At 64.0% G+C, this 19,916-nt stretch carries 18 protein-coding genes and 2 tRNA genes; 1 reads left to right on the top strand and 19 read right to left on the bottom strand.

The genetic code is table 11. The annotated features are described in order from the left end of the window. Window positions 1-161 precede the first annotated feature (161 nt). The 14 genes from rpsO to rlmE form a co-directional block, all read right to left on the bottom strand. On the bottom strand, window positions 162-431 hold the full coding sequence (gene rpsO / locus ACIGFL_RS17335; protein WP_004424394.1) for a 30S ribosomal protein S15: 270 nt from the start codon (window positions 429-431) through the stop codon (window positions 162-164). Between the two features lie 255 nt (window positions 432-686). Next, window positions 687-1,607, bottom strand: coding sequence for a tRNA pseudouridine(55) synthase TruB (truB, locus tag ACIGFL_RS17330; protein ID WP_031303270.1), 921 nt, complete (start codon window positions 1,605-1,607; stop codon window positions 687-689). A 2-nt stretch (window positions 1,608-1,609) separates the two neighbouring features. Continuing rightward, entirely contained in the window at window positions 1,610-1,999 is a 390-nt protein-coding gene (gene rbfA / locus ACIGFL_RS17325; protein WP_021444600.1) for a 30S ribosome-binding factor RbfA, read from the bottom strand. Between the two features lie 110 nt (window positions 2,000-2,109). After that, window positions 2,110-4,596, bottom strand: coding sequence for a translation initiation factor IF-2 (gene infB, locus ACIGFL_RS17320; protein ID WP_021444601.1), 2,487 nt, complete (start codon window positions 4,594-4,596; stop codon window positions 2,110-2,112). A gap of 27 nt (window positions 4,597-4,623) precedes the next feature. After that, entirely contained in the window at window positions 4,624-6,105 is a 1,482-nt protein-coding gene (gene nusA, locus ACIGFL_RS17315) for a transcription termination factor NusA (protein ID WP_031303271.1), read from the bottom strand. A 112-nt stretch (window positions 6,106-6,217) separates the two neighbouring features. Beyond that, on the bottom strand, window positions 6,218-6,676 hold the full coding sequence (rimP, locus tag ACIGFL_RS17310; protein ID WP_122109091.1) for a ribosome maturation factor RimP: 459 nt from the start codon (window positions 6,674-6,676) through the stop codon (window positions 6,218-6,220). A 129-nt stretch (window positions 6,677-6,805) separates the two neighbouring features. Then, window positions 6,806-6,882: transfer RNA gene (locus tag ACIGFL_RS17305), tRNA-Met, on the bottom strand. Window positions 6,883-6,977: 95 nt separating this feature from the next. Then, a tRNA-Leu gene (locus ACIGFL_RS17300) sits at window positions 6,978-7,063 on the bottom strand. A gap of 7 nt (window positions 7,064-7,070) precedes the next feature. Beyond that, window positions 7,071-7,448, bottom strand: a complete 378-nt coding sequence (secG, locus tag ACIGFL_RS17295) for a preprotein translocase subunit SecG (protein ID WP_397497974.1) — start codon at window positions 7,446-7,448, stop codon at window positions 7,071-7,073. 3 nt (window positions 7,449-7,451) lie between these two features. Continuing rightward, window positions 7,452-8,207, bottom strand: a complete 756-nt coding sequence (gene tpiA / locus ACIGFL_RS17290) for a triose-phosphate isomerase (RefSeq protein WP_397497973.1) — start codon at window positions 8,205-8,207, stop codon at window positions 7,452-7,454. A gap of 65 nt (window positions 8,208-8,272) precedes the next feature. Further along, window positions 8,273-9,610, bottom strand: coding sequence for a phosphoglucosamine mutase (gene glmM, locus ACIGFL_RS17285; RefSeq protein WP_397497972.1), 1,338 nt, complete (start codon window positions 9,608-9,610; stop codon window positions 8,273-8,275). A 13-nt stretch (window positions 9,611-9,623) separates the two neighbouring features. Beyond that, window positions 9,624-10,475 carry a dihydropteroate synthase gene (folP, locus tag ACIGFL_RS17280; RefSeq protein ID WP_397497971.1) on the bottom strand — a complete coding sequence of 284 codons (852 nt, stop codon included), beginning with the start codon at window positions 10,473-10,475 and terminating at the stop codon, window positions 9,624-9,626. A 6-nt stretch (window positions 10,476-10,481) separates the two neighbouring features. Then, the gene (gene ftsH / locus ACIGFL_RS17275) at window positions 10,482-12,395 is read right to left on the bottom strand and encodes an ATP-dependent zinc metalloprotease FtsH (RefSeq protein WP_021444608.1); all 1,914 of its coding nucleotides are present in this window, start codon (window positions 12,393-12,395) and stop codon (window positions 10,482-10,484) included. Window positions 12,396-12,568: 173 nt separating this feature from the next. Next, window positions 12,569-13,192 carry a 23S rRNA (uridine(2552)-2'-O)-methyltransferase RlmE gene (gene rlmE / locus ACIGFL_RS17270; protein ID WP_021444609.1) on the bottom strand — a complete coding sequence of 208 codons (624 nt, stop codon included), beginning with the start codon at window positions 13,190-13,192 and terminating at the stop codon, window positions 12,569-12,571. Between the two features lie 91 nt (window positions 13,193-13,283). On the opposite strand from rlmE, the gene yhbY reads away from it, so the two are divergent. Next, the gene (gene yhbY / locus ACIGFL_RS17265; RefSeq protein WP_031303274.1) at window positions 13,284-13,595 is read left to right on the top strand and encodes a ribosome assembly RNA-binding protein YhbY; all 312 of its coding nucleotides are present in this window, start codon (window positions 13,284-13,286) and stop codon (window positions 13,593-13,595) included. Between the two features lie 9 nt (window positions 13,596-13,604). On the opposite strand, the gene ACIGFL_RS17260 is transcribed toward yhbY, so the two are convergent. The 5 genes from ACIGFL_RS17260 to dapB all read right to left on the bottom strand — a co-directional run bounded on the left by ACIGFL_RS17260 (window position 13,605) and on the right by dapB (window position 19,910). Beyond that, window positions 13,605-14,045, bottom strand: coding sequence for a DUF4149 domain-containing protein (locus ACIGFL_RS17260; RefSeq protein WP_397497970.1), 441 nt, complete (start codon window positions 14,043-14,045; stop codon window positions 13,605-13,607). Further along, complete coding sequence (greA, locus tag ACIGFL_RS17255) at window positions 14,023-14,499, bottom strand: transcription elongation factor GreA (RefSeq protein WP_021444612.1); 477 nt, start codon at window positions 14,497-14,499, stop codon at window positions 14,023-14,025. Before greA ends, ACIGFL_RS17260 begins: the two co-directional genes overlap by 23 nt. After that, on the bottom strand, window positions 14,496-17,717 hold the full coding sequence (gene carB / locus ACIGFL_RS17250) for a carbamoyl-phosphate synthase large subunit (RefSeq protein ID WP_397497969.1): 3,222 nt from the start codon (window positions 17,715-17,717) through the stop codon (window positions 14,496-14,498). The genes greA and carB overlap by 4 nt, the downstream gene beginning before the upstream one ends. Before the next feature lie 31 nt (window positions 17,718-17,748). Next, a complete protein-coding gene (carA, locus tag ACIGFL_RS17245; protein WP_397497968.1) occupies window positions 17,749-18,897 on the bottom strand; it encodes a glutamine-hydrolyzing carbamoyl-phosphate synthase small subunit in 1,149 nt (382 codons plus the stop codon). A gap of 209 nt (window positions 18,898-19,106) precedes the next feature. After that, complete coding sequence (gene dapB, locus ACIGFL_RS17240) at window positions 19,107-19,910, bottom strand: 4-hydroxy-tetrahydrodipicolinate reductase (RefSeq protein ID WP_397497967.1); 804 nt, start codon at window positions 19,908-19,910, stop codon at window positions 19,107-19,109. Between the last annotated feature and the right edge of the window lie 6 nt (window positions 19,911-19,916).

The following is a 19,916-nucleotide window of genomic DNA, read 5'->3' as shown; positions in this document are numbered from 1 at the left end:
TTCTCTTTGTTGCCTTGGGGGAAATTGGAAAGAAGCACGGGAGTCGGACCCGGTGCATCCCTCGAAAAGCCAAAAGCTGGAAGCCCGGCGCCACGAGGTGAGGATCACTCCCCACTCGCGACGCCGAACTCCCAGCTTCCAACTTGTGCAGCTCGCGTCTATTAACGACGCAGGCCCAGGCGACCGATCAGGGCGCTGTAACGACTGGTGTCCTTGCCCTTCAGGTAGTCCAGCAGCTTACGACGCTGGTTAACCATACGGATCAGACCACGACGGCTGTGGTGATCTTTGCCGTTGGCCTTGAAGTGGCCTTGCAGCTTGTTGATGTTGGCGGTCAGCAGGGCTACCTGCACTTCCGGGCTACCGGTGTCGCCTTCAGCTTGCTTGTAGTCGTTAACGATCTGGGCTTTTTCTTCAACGCTGAGTGCCATGTTGGCTTCCTCTCATCTGGAAACTGCCGAAGCAGTCTCAATAGGCCGGGAATCACTTCCCGTGTTTTAAAAAGAGGTATGACCGTGCCTACTAACAGCCACCCTCGCAGTCCTGCCGCTGGTATCGCCAGCTTCAGGCTTCAGCCCTCGGGGCCGAACCATTCGGCGTTACCGGCAACCACCGACAACGCCTGCCGACGCCATGCGCCGGTATCAATTCAATCCGGGCCCTAAGACCCGTGTCTGCACCTGGTGCTAGGCACCGGTGTAAATCAATCGACGCGGGGCGATACGCCCATCGTCGCTCACTTCACCAATGCCGATGAAGCGACCGGTGTGATCCTGCACCCGCACCATGCCGAACTTCGGTGCTTCCGGCGCGCGTACTGGCTGCCCTTGCAACCAGTAGAACGCGCTGTGCTCGGAGAACTGCAGCAGCGGCCAGTCCTGCAAGCCGCTGTCGACCGGCTGCAGGAAGCGATCGAGCGCTTCGTTGCCGCCTTCGGCATGCGCCGCTTCCAGCTCTTCCAGGGTCACGGTACGGCTCAGGTCGAACGGCCCGGCCTTGGTCCGGCGCAGCTCGGCGACGTGCGCGCCGCAACCGAGCAGTTGGCCGAGATCCTCGACCAGGGTCCGAATATAGGTGCCCTTGCTGCAATCCACCGCCAGGCGGGCCTGCTCGCCCTCGCAGGCCAGCAAATCCAGGCGCGCAATAGTAACAGAACGCGCCTCGCGCTCCACTACCTCGCCGGCACGGGCCAGCTTGTAAAGCGGCTGGCCATCCTTCTTTAGGGCCGAGTACATCGGCGGTATCTGCTTGATTTCACCACGAAAACGCGGCAATAGCGCCTCGATCTCGGCACGACCAACGGTCACCGGACGCCGCTCCAGCACCTCGCCCTCGGCATCGCCGGTGGTGGTGGTGACACCGAGCTGGGCCAGGGTCTCGTAGCCCTTGTCGGCATCGAGCAGGTACTGGGAGAACTTGGTCGCCTCGCCGAAACACAGCGGTAGCACGCCGGTAGCCAGCGGATCGAGGCTGCCGGTGTGGCCGGCCTTCTCCGCGTTGAGCAGCCAGCGCACCTTCTGCAGCGCGGCGTTGGAGGTGAAGCCGCGCGGCTTGTCCAGCAGGATGATGCCGTCGACCTTGCGCCGTATACGTTTGACCTGCGCCACGCTTAACCCTCGCTGCCGTCCTGGTGCTTGCGATCTTCCGCCACCGCACGCTCGATCAGCGCCGACAGCTCGGCGCCGCGGCGGATGCTGGCGTCGTACTGGAAGTGCAGCTGCGGGATGGTGCGCACCTTCATCGACTTGCCCAACAGCATGCGCAGATAACCGGCTGCCTCGCCGAGGATCTCCAGGTTGAGCTTGATCTGCTCGGCATCGTCGTCCTTGCCCATCACGGTGATGAACACCTTGGCATGGGACAGGTCGCGGCTGACATCCACCGCGGTGATGGTCACCAGGCCCAGGCGCGGGTCCTTGATCTCGCGCTGGATCATCAGGGCCAGCTCACGCTGCATCTGATCGCCGATACGCTGGGTACGGCTGTAGTCTTTGGCCATTTCTACTTACCTTTCCTTCGCCCGCCGCCTGTTCGGCGTCGGGCTCAAAAGCGGCAAACGCCCGGCCGCGCTTGAGCGGGGCCGGGCGTTGCGTTATCGCGCCGGGTTGCTTACAGGCTGCGCGCCACCTGGACCTTCTCGAACACTTCGATCTTGTCGCCGACCTTGACGTCGTTGTAGCTCTTCACGCCGATACCGCATTCCATGCCGGCCCGCACTTCGGACATGTCGTCCTTGAAGCGGCGCAGGGACTCCAGTTCGCCTTCGAAGATCACCACGTCCTCGCGCAGTACGCGGATCGGACGGTTGCGGTACACGGTACCCTCGATGACCATACAGCCGGCCACGGCGCCGAACTTCGGCGAACGGAACACGTCACGCACCTCGGCGATGCCCAGGATGTTCTCCCGCACGTCGCTGCCGAGCATACCGGTGAGCGCCTTCTTGACGTCCTCGATGATGTCGTAAATGACGTTGTAGTAGCGCATGTCCAGGCCTTCGGCCTCGACGATCTTGCGCGCACCGGCATCGGCACGGACGTTGAAGCCGAACAGCACGGCGTTGGAGGCCAGCGCCAGGTTGGCATCGGACTCGGTGATACCACCGACGCCGCCACCGACCACGCGCACCTGCACTTCGTCGTTGCCCAGGGTGCTGAGCGAGCCTTGCAGGGCTTCCAGAGAGCCACGCACATCGGCCTTGAGCACGATGTTGAGGGTCTTCTTCTCTTCCTGGCCCATGTTCTCGAAGATGTTTTCCAGCTTGCCGGCATGCGCACGAGCCAGCTTGACCTCGCGGAACTTGCCCTGACGGAACAGCGCAACTTCGCGGGCCTTCTTCTCGTCGGCCACCACCATCATCTCGTCACCGGCATCCGGCGTGCCGTCCAGGCCGAGAATCTCGACCGGAATCGACGGACCGGCTTCCTTGATCGACTTGCCGTTCTCGTCGAGCATGGCACGCACGCGGCCGTAGTTGACGCCGACCAGAACCATGTCGCCCTGACGCAGGGTACCGTCCTGAACCAGCACGGTGGCCACCGGGCCGCGCCCCTTGTCCAGGCGCGATTCGACCACCACACCACGGCCCGGAGCCGACGGCGTGGCTTTCAGCTCGAGCACTTCAGCCTGCAGCAATACGGCTTCGAGCAGTTCGTCGATACCGGTACCCATCTTGGCCGAAACATGTACGAACGGCGCGTCGCCGCCCCACTCTTCCGGGATGACATCGAGAGCGGCCAGGCCGTTCTTGATGTTGTCCGGGTTGGCATCGGGCTTGTCGATCTTGTTCACCGCGACCACGATCGGCACGCCAGCCGCTTTCGCGTGCTGCACCGCTTCCTGGGTCTGCGGCATCACGCCGTCGTCCGCCGCCACCACCAGGATGACGATGTCGGTGGCCTTGGCACCGCGGGCACGCATCTGGGTAAACGCAGCGTGGCCCGGGGTGTCGAGGAAGGTCACCATGCCGCGGTCGGTTTCCACGTGGTAGGCGCCGATGTGCTGGGTGATGCCACCCGCCTCACCGGAGGCCACCTTGGCACGACGGATGTAGTCGAGCAGCGAGGTCTTGCCGTGGTCGACGTGACCCATGACGGTCACCACCGGCGCGCGCTGGAAGGCCTCGCCCTCGAACTTCAGCGACTCGGCCAGTTGCTCTTCCAGGGCGTTGTCGCTGACCAGCTTGACCTTGTGGCCGAATTCCTCGGCGATCAACTGGGCGGTTTCCTGATCCAGCACCTGGTTGATGGTCACCGGAGTGCCCATCTTGAACATGAACTTGACGATTTCCGCGCCTTTGATGGCCATCTGCTGGGCCAGGTCGGAAACGGTAATGGTCTCGCCAATCGATACGTCGCGCACAATAGGACCTGTCGGGCTCTGGAAGCCATGCTGGTTGCGCTTCTTCATCTTGGCCTTGCCACGGCCACCGCGACGGAAACCGTCGCTCTCTTCGTCGACGCTGCGCGGAGCGACGCGCGGAGCCGGCGCCTTCTCCTTGACTGTCGGGCGATGCTGGGTGTGCTTGCGATCACGGCGCTCGTCGTCGTCGCTGCGCGTCTTCTCGGGACGGCGCACCTCATCCTTCTTGCGCTCGGCCTCGACCACGGGAGCAGCCACTACCGGCTCGCTGATCGGTGCGGCAACCGCGGCAACGCCATCAACCGCCGCCGGAGCGGCAGCCGTCTGGCGCTTGGCCTCTTCCTCGGCCTTGCGCTTGGCTGCTTCCTCGGCCTTCAGGCGCTCGGCCTCGGCTTCGGCGCGCTGGGCTTCCAGCTCGCGCTGCTTCTCGGCTTCCAGCTCTTCCGGGCTGCGCTTGACGAAGGTCTTCTTCTTGCGCACTTCCACACTGATGGTCTTGCTGCCAGCCACCCGCAGGGTGCTGGTGGTCTTGCGCTGCAAGGTGATCTTGCGCGGCTCTTCGACCTTGTCGCCGTGACTGCTCTTGAGATGGGCCAACAGGGCCTGCTTCTCGCTATCGGTCACTACTTGTTCGGCGCTGTCGTGGGACAGCCCGGCTTCACGCATCTGCTGCAGCAGGCGCTCCACCGGTGTGTCGACCACTTGGGCCAGTTCTTTCACCGTGACTTGCGTCATGCATCTTTCTCCTCAGGCCGCAACCGCTTATTCGAACCAGTGGGCTCGAGCGGCCATGATCAGCTTGCCGGCACGTTCTTCGTCGATGCCGTCGATGTCGAGCAGGTCGTCGATCGACTGCTCGGCCAGGTCTTCACGGGTAATCACGCCGCGCAGCGCCAGCTCCAGAGCCAGCGCCTTGTCCATGCCTTCCAGTTCCAGCAGATCATCCGCCGGATGGGCATCGGCCAACTTCTCCTCGTTGGCGATCGCCTTGGTCAGCAGACGATCCTTGGCCCGTGCACGCAGCTCATTGACGATGTCCTCGTCAAAGCCATCGATGCTGAGCATTTCTTCCATGGGTACGTAGGCAATCTCTTCGAGACTGGTGAAACCCTCTTCGACCAGGACTTGGGCCAGCTCTTCGTCGACTTCCAGCTCGTCGATGAAGGACTGCATGATGTCGCCGGTTTCCGCCTGCTGCTTGGCCTGGATGTCCGCCTCGGTCATCACGTTCAGCGTCCAGCCGGTCAGCTGGCTGGCCAGGCGCACGTTCTGGCCGCCGCGGCCGATGGCCTGAGCCAGGTTGTCCTCGGCGACGGCGATGTCCATGGCATGGGCATCTTCGTCGACGATGATCGCCGCCACTTCGGCCGGCGACATGGCGTTGATCACGAACTGCGCGGGGTTGTCGTCCCACAGCACGATGTCCACGCGCTCGCCGCCCAGCTCGCCGGAAACCGCCTGCACGCGCGAACCGCGCATGCCGATGCAGGCACCCTGCGGGTCGATGCGCTTGTCCTTGGAGCGCACGGCGATCTTGGCGCGCGAACCCGGATCGCGGGAGGCGGCCTTGACGTCGATCAGCCCTTCGGCGATTTCCGGTACTTCGATGCGGAACAGCTCGATCAGCATTTCCGGCGCGGTACGCGACAGGATCAGTTGCGGGCCGCGGTTCTCGGTGCGGATTTCCTTGAGCAGGGCGCGCAGACGCACGCCGACGCGGAAGGTCTCGCGCGGGATGATGTCTTCGCGGGCCAGCAGCGCCTCGGCATTGTTGCCCAGGTCGACGATGACGTTGTCGCGGGTGACCTTCTTCACGGTGCCGGAGATGATCTCGCCCAGGCGCTCGCGGTAGGCGTCGACCACCTGCGCACGCTCGGCCTCGCGCACCTTCTGCACGATGACCTGCTTGGCGGTCTGCGCGGCGATGCGGCCGAACTCGATGGACTCGACCTTCTCCTCCAGCACGTCGCCGATCTTGGCGCCGGCCTCCATGGCCTGCGGCATGTCTTCGGTCAGCTGGTAGGCCGGGTCTTCGAATTCGGACTCATCGACCACGGTCCAGCGCCGGAAGGTCTCGTAGCTGCCGTTCTGCCGGTTGATCGTCACACGCAGATCGACTTCGTCTTCAAAACGTTTCTTGGTTGCGGTCGCCAGAGCCAACTCCAGCGCCTCGAAAATTACGCTTGCCGGCACACCCTTTTCGTTGGATACCGACTCAACAACTAGCAGTACTTCTTTGCTCATCGTACGCCTCGCCTTTCGCAATCCATTGGATCTGCACCATCCGCGCTACTTGCGCCATGTGCGCTACTTGCGCCATTCGCGCTAGCCGCAGAGCTCTCGCGGGATCCGCGTCTCAATCAAACCGGGGGATAATGTTGGCCTTGTCGATCAGGTCGACCGGCAACAGGTACTCGTGGTCATCCACCTGCACTACCACGTCCTGTTCCTCCACACCGCGGAGGAGGCCTTGAAAGTTGCGCCGCCCGTCGAAAGGCGAACGCAGCTTGATCTTCACTTGCTCGCCAGCGTGAGCGGCGAACTGCTCCAGGGTGAACAACGGCCGGTCCATGCCGGGCGAAGACACTTCCAGGGTGTACTCCGAGGTAATGGGATCCTCGACGTCCAGCACACCGCTGAGCTGACGGCTGACGATCTCGCAGTCGTCGATCAGGATGCCGCCTTCCTTGTCGATATAGACACGCAGCAGCGAATGACGCCCCTGCGACAGGAACTCGATGCCCCAACACTGGTAACCGAGTGCTTCGATTACCGGGGCCAACAAGGCCTGCAACTGTTCTAGCTTGCTCGACACTTAACGGCCCTCGCGCATGCTGTGCAAATAAAAAATGGGCGAAACGCCCATCCCTTCGAACCGCCTGAAATGCCGGCGGACACTGTCTTTCAGCTAACAAAAAGCCCCTGAAAAGGGGCCTGCTGAAACTGGTTGCGGGGGCTGGATTTGAACCAACGACCTTCGGGTTATGAGCCCGACGAGCTACCAGACTGCTCCACCCCGCGTCAAAGCTGGGCCGGAATTATACGGCTGCCCCCCTCGAGGGTCAACCGAGACTCCAGCAACAAGAAAGCCCGCGAACTGCGGGCTTTCTTGAGTATGGTACCGAGGAGGGGACTCGAACCCCTACAGCCTATGGCCACTACCACCTCAAGGTAGCGTGTCTACCAATTCCACCACCTCGGCAAAACTGTTACTGCTCGGGAGCCTTCGGCACATCCGACGAATCGGTGGCGGGCGCTTGCTCTTCGAGCACCGGCACATCTTCTGCTGCCGGCTTTTGTTGAACTTCCAGAACCGCTGGATCTGGCAGACCAACCTGGGTCATTGCATCAGCTTTTTCTTTAGCAAAGAACGCTAAGCCCAAGCTAGTAATGAAAAAACCGGTGGCGAGTATAGCAGTAAACTTACTCAGAAAGGTAGAGGAACCTTGGCTTCCGAATACGGTTGCCGAAGCCCCCGAACCGAACGATGCACCAGCATCGGCACCCTTGCCCTGCTGCAATAGCACCAGCACCACTACACCGATCGCACCCAGCAGGTGCAGAACCACAATGACTGTTTCCAGCATTCTTCAGTTTCCTGCAGCGCGACAGATCGCACCGAATTCATCCGCATTCAGAGAGGCTCCACCCACAAGCCCCCCATCGATATCCTGCATGCCGAACAACTCGGCTGCACTGGCGGCCTTCACACTGCCGCCATAAAGAATTCTCAGACCGCTCGCCACCTCGGCATCCGCCTGCGCAACCTGGGCGCGGATCGCCGCATGCACTTGCTGGGCCTGCTCGGGCGTAGCGGTCAGCCCGGTACCTATGGCCCAAACCGGCTCGTAAGCCACCACCGCCTTTGCCAGCGACTCGACACCCAGAGCGTCGATCACGGCAGCCAACTGAGCACCCACCACATCCAGCGTCGCACCGGCCTCGCGCTGCTCGCGCGTCTCGCCGAGACAAAGCACCGGCACCAGCCCCGCGACCTGCGCCGCGGCGAACTTGCGAATCACAGCTTCGTCGCTCTCGCCCAGGATCAGGCGCCGCTCGGAGTGGCCAACCAGCACCAGCTCGCATCCGGCATCGACCAACTGACTCGTCGCCAGTTCACCGGTCAAGGCACCCTGCTCCGCCTGTGCCGCACAATTCTGCGCACCCACTTTCACAGCGCCAGTGGCCAGACCGGCCACGACCTGGGCTATATGCAAGCTGCCAGGGAATACCGCGACTTCGACCTCAGCCGGAAACTCCAGCTGGCGAAGCTCTTCGATCAGCTCTGCGACGCTGGCGCGGGTACCGTGCATTTTCCAGTTACCGGCGACCAAGGGGCGACGCATGTTTTACCTCGTCGATCAAAGAGGGCGCAGATGTTACCCAAGAGCACCCTCGGTAGCAAGCTCAATCAAGCACAGACTTCGGCAACAATCTTAGCCAATTCATCGGCATAGCCGCGCACCAAGCTTTCCTCGTCGCCCTCGACCATCACCCGCACCAACGGCTCGGTTCCCGACTTGCGCAGCAGCACCCGACCACGACCGGCCATGCGCTCGGTCACCCGGTTGCAGGCTTCCTGCACCGACGGGTGCGCGAGCGGATCGACATCGCCGCCCAGACGCACATTGACCAGCACCTGCGGGCACTTCTTCAGCCCGCCGCGCGCCTCGGCCAGAGTCTGCTCGCGACGCTTGAGCGCCATCAGCACCTGCAGCGCGGCGATGATCGCGTCGCCGGTGGTGGTGTGCTGGAAGCACACCAGGTGCCCGGAATTCTCCCCCCCCAGCTGCCAGTTGCGCGCCAGCAGCTCGGCGATCACGTAGCGATCGCCGACCTTGGCCCGCACGAAGGGGATGTTCAGTTCGGCCAGAGCCAGCTCCAGGCCCAGGTTGCTCATCAGCGTGCCGACCACACCGCCGCGCAGACGACCGCGCTCCTGCAGATCGCGGGCGATGATGAACAACAGCTCGTCGCCGTCGACCACTGCGCCGTGCTGATCGACCATCAGCACCCGGTCCGCGTCGCCGTCGAAGGCGATGCCCAGATCGGCCTGCTGCGCGACCACTTCGGCCTGCAGGGCGGCGATATGGGTCGAGCCGCAAGCGTCGTTGATGTTCAGCCCGTCAGGCTGCGCCGCCATCACCCGCACCTCGGCGCCCAGTTCGCGGAACACGCTGGGGGCGACCTTGTAGGCGGCGCCGTGGGCGCAGTCGACGACGATCTTCAACCCCTTGAAGCTGGTGCCGCTGGGCACGCTACCCTTGCAGAACTCGATGTAGCGCCCCGAGGCATCGTTGATCCGCGAGGCCTTGCCGATGCCGGCGGACTCCACCACGGTCATCGGCTGATCGAGCAGCTCCTCGATCATCAGCTCTACATCGTCGGGCAGCTTGGTGCCCTCGCGGGAGAAGAACTTGATGCCGTTGTCGTCGTGCGGATTGTGCGAGGCGCTGATGACGATGCCGGCATCGGCCTGGAAGGTACGCGTCAGGTAGGCGATGGCCGGCGTCGGCATCGGCCCGAGCAACTGCACGTCGGCACCGGCAGCGGCCAGACCGGCCTCCAGGGCGGATTCGAACATGTAGCCGGAAATTCGCGTGTCCTTGCCGATCAGGATGCGGCACTTGCCCTGCTTGCGGAAGGCCATGCCCGCCGCCCAGCCGAGCTTGAGCATGAAATCCGGAGTGATGGGGAATTGCCCGACGCGGCCACGAATGCCGTCGGTGCCGAAGTATTTTCTAGCCATACCGCTTTCCTTGTTAGTGCGCCGCTTCCACCGCGGCGATCATCCGCACCACGTCCACCGTTTCGGCGACGTCGTGCACACGCAAAATATGGGCGCCCTTGGTCAGCGCCAGGGCCGCCAGCGCCAGGCTGCCATACAGGCGCTCGCCCACCTCGTGACCGAGCACCTTGCCGATCATGCTCTTGCGCGACACGCCAACCAGCAGCGGGCGGCCGAGGACGGAGAGCTCGCCCATTCGCTTGAACAGGGCCAGATTGTGCTCCAGGGTCTTGGCGAAACCAAAGCCCGGATCGAGCACGATCCGCTCGGCGGGAATACCGGCCGTCGCGCAGGCTGCCATGCGCTCTTCGAGAAAGTCGCGCACCTCGACCAGGATATCCGGGTACTGCGGGTCGTCCTGCATATTGCCGGGCTCGCCGCGCATATGCATCAGGCACACCGGCAGGCCGCTGTCGGCGGCGGCATCCAGCGCGCCATCGCGCTGCAGCGAGCGCACGTCGTTGATCAACCCGGCACCGAGTCGCGCCGTTTCGCGCATCACCGCCGGGGTCGAGGTGTCGACCGAGATGATCACGTCCAGCTCACGGGCGATGACCTCGACCACCGGCGCCACGCGCTCCAACTCCTCGGTCGGTGAAACCACGCGCGCGCCAGGACGCGTCGACTCACCACCGACGTCGATCAGCGTCGCCCCTGCCGCAGCCATGGCCGCGGCATGGCGCAGCGCGGCGTCGCGCGCAGTGAAGCGGCCGCCATCGGAGAAGGAATCGGGGGTGACATTGAGGATGCCCATCACCTGCGGACGGGACAAATCAAGAAGCCGGCTGCCACAGGGCAGCCGGCTTGGGTATTGCGCGAGGGACATAGGCGATCAGTGCTCTGCCGCCGGCCCGCCGATGGGCTTCTCGGGACGATCGACCTCGTCGACCTTGGCCTGCGGCGCACCGGAGTCGCCGCCGCCATCCCAACCGCGCGGCTCACGCGGCTCGCGGCCATTCATGATGTCGTCGATCTGATCGGCGTCGATGGTTTCGTACTTCATCAGCGCCTCGGCCATGGCGTCGAGCTTGTCGCGGTTCTCCACCAGCAGCTTCTTGGCGGTGGCGTAGCACTCGTCGATGATGCGCCGCACTTCCTCGTCGATCAACTTGGCGGTTTCGCCGGACACATTGCTGTGCTGGCTGCCCATGCTGCGACCGAGGAACACCTCGCCCTCTTCCTCGGCATACATCAGCGGACCGAGTTTCTCGGACAGGCCCCACTTGGTCACCATGTTCTTGGCCAGCTGGGTGGCGCGCATGATGTCGTTGGAGGCGCCGGTGGTGACACCGTCGAAGCCCAGGGTCATTTCCTCGGCGATACGGCCGCCGAACAGCGAGCAGATCTGGCTGATCAGCGCGCGCTTGGACAGGCTGTAGCGATCCTCTTCCGGCAGGAACATGGTCACGCCCAGGGCGCGACCGCGCGGAATGATCGACACCTTGTAGACCGGGTCGTGCTCGGGCACCAGACGCCCGACGATGGCGTGACCGGCCTCGTGGAACGCGGTGTTGAGCTTCTCCTTGTCGGACATGACCATGGTCTTGCGCTCGGCGCCCATCATGATCTTGTCCTTGGCCAGCTCGAACTCCTTCATTTCCACCACGCGCTTGCCGGCGCGGGCGGCGAACAGCGAGGCCTCGTTGACCAGGTTGGCCAGGTCGGCGCCGGAGAAGCCCGGGGTGCCGCGGGCGATCACCGCCGGCTGCACGTCGTCGCTCATCGGCACCTTGCGCATGTGCACCTTCAGAATCTGCTCGCGGCCGCGGATGTCCGGCAGGCCGACCACCACCTGGCGGTCGAAACGACCGGGGCGCAGCAGTGCCGGGTCGAGCACGTCGGGACGGTTGGTGGCGGCGATGACGATGATGCCGTCATTCATTTCGAAGCCGTCCATCTCCACCAGCAGCTGGTTGAGGGTCTGCTCGCGCTCGTCGTGCCCGCCGCCCATGCCGGCGCCGCGATGGCGACCGACGGCGTCGATTTCGTCGATGAAGATGATGCAGGGCGCGTGCTTCTTGGCCTGATCGAACATGTCGCGTACGCGGGAAGCGCCCACGCCGACGAACATCTCGACGAAATCGGAGCCGGAGATGGTGAAGAACGGCACTTTTGCTTCGCCGGCCACGGCCTTGGCCAGCAGCGTCTTACCGGTACCCGGCGAGCCGACCATCAGCACGCCACGCGGGATACGTCCGCCCAGGCGCTGGAACTTGCCCGGGTCGCGGAGGAATTCCACCAGCTCGCTGACCTCTTCCTTGGCCTCGTCGCAACCGGCGACGTCGGCGAAGGTGGTCTTGACCTGGTCTTCGGAGAGCAGGCGCGCCTTGGACTTGCCGAAACTCATCGGCCCGCCCTTGCCGCCAGCGCCCCCCTGCATCTGGCGCATGAAGAACATGAACACGGCGATGATCACCAAAATCGGGAAGCTGGCCACCAGCAACTGGGTCCAGATGCTCTGCTGCTCGGGCTGCTTGCCCTCGATGACCACGTTGTTATCGATCAGGTCGCCGATCAGGCCGCCGTCCTGGATCGCCGGACGAATGGTCTTGAAGCCTTCGCCGTCGGTGCGCTTGCCGGTGATCACGAAACCGTCGACGGTGACGCGCTCGACGCGCCCCTCCTTGACCTGCTCGATGAACTGCGAGTAGCTCAGGGTCTGTGGCTCGCTCGGGCTGGAGAAGTTGTTCATCACGGTGACCAATACGGCCGCGATGATCAGCCACAGGATCAGGTTCTTTGCCATGTCGTTCAATTAGCTACCCTCTGAAGCAGGCCTCGTGGCGAAGCAGGCTTCCCATGACGACCAGTGATATACCGACCTAACTTACACCAAACGCCCGCATCTGGCAGGCACCGTCTGTAACCCTTTATTAGGTCTCTAACATTGAGACCCGCTCCGGGCGCGCCGGTTTCACCCTAGACCCCGCGAAATCCGCGGGCCAGCAGGTACTGCTCGCGGGAGCGATCGCGCGACGACAGCGGCTTGCGCATCTGCACCTTGTCGAACGTCTCGCGCACCTGCTTGTGGTAGGCGTCGAAACCTTCGCCCTGGAAAATCTTGATCAGAAAATCGCCGCCCGGACGCAGCACGCGTCCAGCCAGATCCAGCGCCAGCTCGCACAGGTACATGGCGCGCGCCTGATCGGCGGTTCTCACCCCACTCATATTGGGGGCCATGTCGGAAATCACAAGGTCCACCGGGTTTTCCCCGATGGCTTCGAGAATCCGCGCGAACACCGCATCGTCGGTGAAGTCGCCCTGGATGAAGGCAACGTCGGGAATGGCGTCCATCTCCAGGATATCGGAGGCGATCAGCCGACCTTTGTCGCCGATCACCCGACTGGTCACCTGCGACCAGCCGCCCGGTGCGGCGCCCAGGTCGACCACGGTCATGCCCGGGCGCAGGATGCGGTCCTTGTCCTGGATCTCCAGCAGCTTGTAGCTGGCGCGCGAGCGATAGCCGTCCTTCTGCGCCATCTTCACGTAGGGATCATCGAAATGTTCTTTCAGCCAACGCTGGCTGGTCTTGGAACGGGCCACGCAAAACCTCGGATTTAACGGGTCATGAATAACCGCGCCGGCTCGGGTAAGATAGGCGCCGTTTTTCCAGACCGAACTTAGGGGTCAGATTATGCCGCTCACTCAAGAGCAGAAGAAACAGTTCAAATCTATCGGCCACCACCTGAAACCTGTATTGATCGTGGCCGACAACGGTTTGACCGAAGGCGTGCTGGCCGAATTGGAGCGCGCCCTGAACGATCATGAACTGATCAAGGTGCAGCTGCGCGTCGCCGAGCGCGAAGACCGCCTGGCCGCCATCGAGGCGCTGTGCCAGAGCGGCCGGGCCGAACTGGTGCAGGTGATCGGCAAGATGGCCCTGCTCTATCGCAAGAACCCCAAGCCGAACCGCAACCTGTCCAACGTGATTCGCCACCAGGGCTGAGCCGCGGCATCAAGCCCCGCGCGCTTGCCCCGGCACGGGCTGCAGCACCAGCAGCAGCCCGCAGAATGCCATCACCAAGTAGCTGAAGCGTAGCCACTGCCCGGCCTCCGGCCAGTAGCGCAGCACCACGCCATAACTCAGCGCCATGACCGCCACGGTCAGCAGCAGCTGACCGCGCAAGTCGCGCCAGAGGCTCACCAGCCCCTCGCCGCGCAGCAGCGCCACCACCTGCACGCCGACGCAAACGGCAGTCATCCCCACCAGCAGCGGCACCAGCCGCGTGGCGATCTCCTCGACCAGCAGCGGCGCCAGGCCGAGCTGGCCGATGGCCGGCAGGATGACGAACTGCAGCAACCACAGGCCACCGACCCAGAGCGTCTGGGCCAGCTGCCAGCTGACGGCGCCGGCCCGCGACGGCTGGCTCAGCTTATAGGTGGCGGACTTCGACAATCTCGTACTCGATCAGGCCGCTGGGCGTCTGTACGGTCACCACGTCACCCTCTTCCTTGCCCACCAGGGCGCGGGCGATGGGCGAGCCGACGGAGATCTTGCCCTGCTTGATGTCGGCCTCGTCCTCGCCGACGATCTGGTAGGTCACGCTTTCGTCGGTCTCGACGTTGGCGATTTCCACCGTGGTGCCGAAGATCACCTTGCCGGTGTGGGCGATGCTGGTGACGTCGATGATCACCGCATTCTGCAGGCGGCCTTCGATGTCCCGGATACGCGCCTCGACCATGCCCTGCTGCTCGCGCGCGGCATGGTATTCGGCGTTTTCCTTGAGGTCGCCCAGCTCGCGCGCCTCGCCGATGGCCTGGCTGAGCTGTGGGCGCAGCACCTTGGTCAGGTGCGCCAGCTCCTCTTCCAGGGCGCGCGCGCCCTGGACGGTCATGGGGTATTTATTCATGCCTTGATTCCTGCATGCAGATCCTGCAGCCGGCGCACGGTCTTCTCGGGACCGAACTTGAGCGCCTCGCAGACCGCCTGCCCCGCCGCGATGGTGGTGGTGCAGTAGATCTTGTGCTGCAGAGCGTTACGACGGATCGAGTAGGAGTCAGCGATGGACTGACGCCCCTCGGTGGTGTTGATGATCAGGGTGACTTCGTCGTTCTTGATCATGTCGACCACGTGCGGACGACCTTCGGTCACCTTGTTGACCCGACGCACCGGCAGCCCGGCGGCCTCGATCACCTTGGCGGTGCCGGCGGTGGCGACCACCTCGAAGCCCAGCGCCACCAGGTCGCGGGCGACCTGCACGGCTTCCGGCTTGTCGTCTTCGCGCACGCTGATAAAGGCGCAGCCGGAGTTCGGCAGAATCTCGCTGGCGCCCAGCTGGGCCTTGGCGAAGGCCTCGCCGAAGCTGTCGCCGACGCCCATGACTTCACCGGTGGACTTCATTTCCGGGCCGAGGATGGGGTCGACGCCCGGGAACTTGGCGAAGGGGAACACCGCTTCCTTGACGCTGAAGAACGGCGGGATGATTTCCTTGGTGTAGCCCACTTCGGCCAGGCTCTTGCCGGCCATGACCCGGGCGGCCACCTTGGCCAGGGACTCACCGACGCACTTGGAGACGAACGGCACGGTACGCGAGGCCCGCGGGTTGACCTCGATGACGTAGATGTCCTCGCCCTGCACGGCCATCTGCACGTTCATCAGGCCGACCACGCCGAGCTCCAGGGCCATCTTCTTGACCTGCTCGCGGATCTCGTCCTGGATGTGTGCCGGCAGCGAGTAAGGCGGCAGCGAACAGGCGGAGTCACCGGAGTGCACGCCGGCCTGTTCGATGTGCTGCATGATGGCGCCGATCACCACGGTCTCGCCGTCGCACACCGCATCCACGTCCACCTCGATGGCGCAGTTGAGGAAGCGATCGAGCAGCACTGGGCTGTCGTTGGAGACCTTGACGGCCTCGCGCATATAGCGCTTGAGCTCTTCTTCCTGGTAGACGATTTCCATGGCCCGGCCGCCCAGCACGTAGGACGGACGCACCACCATCGGGTAACCGATGCCCTTGGACAGGGCCAGGGCCTCGTCCTCGCTGCGCGCGGTGGCGTTGGCCGGCTGGCGCAGGCCGAGGCGCTGGACCATCTGCTGGAAGCGCTCGCGGTCTTCGGCGCGGTCGATGGCCTCGGGGCTGGTGCCGATGATCGGCACGCCGGCCTCTTCCAGGGCGCGGCAGATCTTCAGCGGGGTCTGGCCGCCGTACTGCACGATCACGCCCTTGGGCTGCTCGACGCGGACGATTTCCAGCACGTCCTCCAGGGTCACCGGCTCGAAGTACAGGCGGTCGGAGGTGTCGTAGTCGGTGGAAACGGTTTCCGGGTTGCAGTTGACCATGATGGTCTCGTAACCGTCTTCACGCATGGCCAGCGCCGCGTGCACGCAGCAGTAGTCGAACTCGATGCCCTGGCCGATACGGTTGGGACCGCCGCCGAGGATCATGATCTTGTCGCGACTGGACGGCGCGGCCTCGCACTCTTCCTCGTAGGTCGAGTACATGTAGGCGGTGTCGGTGGCGAATTCGGCGGCGCAGGTGTCCACGCGCTTGTACACCGGCAGCACCTTAAGCTTGTGGCGATGGGCGCGCAGGCTCTTCTCGGAGACGCCGAGCAGCTTGGCCAGGCGCGCGTCGGAGAAGCCCTTGCGCTTGAGCTTGAACATCAGATCAAAATCGATGGCGGACAGACCGAGGGTCTTGACCCTCTCCTCTTCCCTGACTAGGTCCTCGATCTGCACCAGGAACCACTCGTCGATGCGGGTCAGCTCGAACACTTCGGCGACGCTCTTGCCGGCGCGGAAAGCATCGGCCACGTACCAGATGCGGTCGGCACTGGGCACGGTCAGCTCGCGACGCAGGGTGCTCTCGGCTTCCGGGTCATTGAGGTCGAGCTTCGGATCGAAGCCGGCAACGCCCACTTCCAGGCCGCGCAGGGCTTTCTGCACCGACTCCTGGAAGGTACGGCCGATGGCCATGACTTCACCCACGGACTTCATCTGGGTGGTCAGGCGGGCGTCGGCCTTGGGGAACTTCTCGAAGGCGAAACGCGGAATCTTGGTCACGACGTAGTCGATGGCCGGCTCGAAGGATGCCGGGGTGCGCCCGCCGGTGATGTCGTTGGAGAGCTCGTCGAGGGTGTAACCGACAGCCAGCTTGGCGGCGATCTTGGCGATCGGGAAGCCGGTGGCCTTGGAGGCCAGCGCCGAGGAGCGCGACACGCGCGGGTTCATCTCGATCACCACCATGCGCCCGGTGTTCGGGCAGATGCCGAACTGCACGTTGGAGCCGCCGGTTTCCACACCGATCTCACGCAGCACCGCCAGGGAGGCGTTGCGCATGATCTGGTATTCCTTGTCGGTCAGGGTCTGCGCCGGCGCGACGGTGATCGAGTCGCCGGTGTGCACGCCCATCGGGTCGAAGTTCTCGATGGAACAGACGATGATGCAGTTGTCCTTCTTGTCGCGGACCACCTCCATCTCGTATTCCTTCCAGCCGATCAGCGATTCGTCGATCAGCAGCTCGTTGGTCGGCGACAGATCCAGACCACGGGCGCAGATTTCCTCGAACTCCTCACGGTTGTAGGCGATGCCGCCGCCGGTGCCGCCCATGGTGAAGCTCGGGCGGATGATGCAGGGAAAGCCCACCATCTCCAGCACGCCGTAGGCTTCTTCCATGCTGTGGGCGATACCGGAGCGCGGGCAGGCCAGGCCGATGGATTTCATCGCCTTGTCGAAGCGCGAGCGGTCTTCGGCCTTGTCGATGGTGTCGGCGTTGGCGCCGATCATCTCGACGCCGAACTTCTCCAGCACGCCGTGGCGCTCCAGGTCCAGGGCGCAGTTCAGCGCGGTCTGGCCGCCCATGGTCGGCAGCAGGGCGTCCGGGCGCTCCTTCTCGATGATCTTGGCCACGGTGGCCCACTTGATCGGCTCGATGTAGGTGGCGTCGGCCATCGACGGGTCGGTCATGATGGTGGCCGGGTTGGAGTTCACCAGGATGACGCGGAAACCTTCTTCCTTCAGCGCCTTGCACGCCTGGGCGCCGGAGTAGTCGAACTCGCACGCCTGGCCGATGACGATGGGGCCGGCGCCGAGGATCAGGATGCTTTTGATATCTGTACGTTTTGGCATGGGGTAACTCTCGAATTCCTGGACTCAGCGATCAGCGACGGGCCGCCATGGCGGAGATGAAGCGGTCGAACAGCGGGGCCACGTCGTGCGGGCCGGGGCTGGCTTCCGGGTGGCCCTGGAAGCTGAACGCCACCTTGTCGGTACGCTCGATGCCCTGCAGGGTGCCGTCGAACAGCGACTTGTGGATCGGCCGCAGGTTGCTCGGCAGGCTGTTCTCGTCCACGGCGAAACCGTGGTTCTGGCTGGTGATCATCACCACGCCGGAATCCAGATCCTGCACCGGGTGGTTGGCGCCGTGGTGGCCGTGGCCCATCTTCAGGGTCTTGGCGCCGGAGGCCAGGGCCAGCAGCTGGTGGCCGAGGCAGATGCCGAACACCGGAATCTCGGTCTCGAGGATTTCCTTGATCGCGGCAATGGCGTAGTCGCAGGGCTCGGGGTCGCCGGGGCCGTTGGAGAGGAACACGCCGTCCGGATTCAGCGCCAGCACGTCCTTGGCCGGCGTCTGCGCCGGCACCACGGTCAGGCGGCAGCCGCGGGCGACCAGCATGCGCAGGATGTTCAGCTTGACGCCGTAGTCGTAGGCGACCACGTGGTAAGGCAGTTCGGCCGCGGCGATTTCCGGGTGGCTGTCGCTGTCCAGGTTCCACACGCTGGAGCGCCACTCGTAGGGCTGCTCGCAGCTGACCACCTTGGCCAGGTCCATGCCCTTGAGGCCCGGGAAGCTGCGCGCCAGCTCCAGCGCCTTTTCCTCGGTGGCGCCTTCGCCCACCAGGATGCAGCCGTTCTGCGAGCCCTTCTCACGCAGGATGCGAGTCAGGCGGCGGGTGTCGATGCCGGCGATGGCGACGGTGCCGTTTTCCTTGAGGTATTCGTCCAGCGGCTGCTTGTCGCGCCAGTTGCTGGAGATCAGCGGCAGATCGCGGATGATCAGGCCGGCGGCCCAGACGCGGTTGGACTCGGCGTCCTCCGGCGTGGTGCCGGTGTTGCCGATATGCGGGTAGGTCAGGGTGACGATCTGCTGGGCATAGGAAGGATCGGTGAGGATTTCCTGATAGCCGGTCATGGCGGTGTTGAACACCACCTCTCCGATGGTCTGGCCATCGGCCCCGATGGATTCGCCGCGAAAGATGCTGCCGTCAGCGAGGGCCAGAATGGCGGGTTTAGGGGCTGGCTTAGTCAAGAAGACCTCCGTCTCGATCAAGGCTTGAAGCAAACGCAGATTGTAAAAAAGCGGGATGACGTGTGAAGGTCATCCCGCTTTTTTATCAGAGCCATTTCTGCGTAACTTTTAGTGGACACACTAAAGCGGGAAGCTTACAGGAAAAGGCCTTTTCGGTCCACCGCAAGATGGCGAGCGGACATAAATCCACTGCCATGCGACATCCTGCCTCAGCGCAGCTCCAGCACATCCTGCATGTCATACAGCCCTGGCTGGCGCTTTTGCAGCCACAGCGCCGAACGCACCGCCCCCTTGGCGAAGGTCATGCGGCTGGAGGCCTTGTGGGTGATCTCCACCCGCTCGCCGTCGGCGGCGAACAGCACGGTGTGGTCGCCGACCACGTCGCCGGCACGCACGGTGGCGAAGCCGATGGTCTCGCGCGCGCGGGCGCCGGTCTGGCCTTCACGACCGTACACCGCGACCTTCTGCAGGTCGCGGCCGAGGGCATCGGCCACCACTTCACCCATGCGCAGCGCGGTGCCGGACGGCGCGTCGACCTTGTGCCGGTGGTGGGCCTCGATGATCTCGATATCGACATCGTTTCCCAGCACGCGAGCGGCGGTGTCCAGCAGCTTCAGGCAGAGGTTGACGCCGACGCTGAAGTTGGCGGCGAAGACGATGGGAATCTGCTTGGCCGCCTCGCTCAGCAGCTGCTTCTCTTCCGCGGTGAAGCCGGTGGTGCCGATCACCATGGCCTTGCCGGCGGCGCGGCAGATTTCCAGGTTCTTCAGGGTCACCGAGGGGTGGGTGAAGTCGATCAGCACGTCGAACTCGGCGGTCGCGGCGGCGAGATCGTCGACCAGCGCCACGCCGATCTTGCCCAGGCCGACCAGTTCGCCGGCATCGACGCCGATCAGGCTGCTGTCCGGGCGGTCGATGGCGGCAGTCAGCTGCGCACCCTCGGCCTGGCGCACGGCTTCGATCAGGGTCTTGCCCATGCGCCCGGCGGCGCCCATCACTGCAATACGTTGCATAGCATC

Source organism: Pseudomonas sp. NPDC077649 (genome assembly GCF_044542855.1).
Lineage (GTDB): Bacteria > Pseudomonadota > Gammaproteobacteria > Pseudomonadales > Pseudomonadaceae > Aquipseudomonas.
This window is presented reverse-complemented; position numbering and strand designations above follow the sequence as displayed.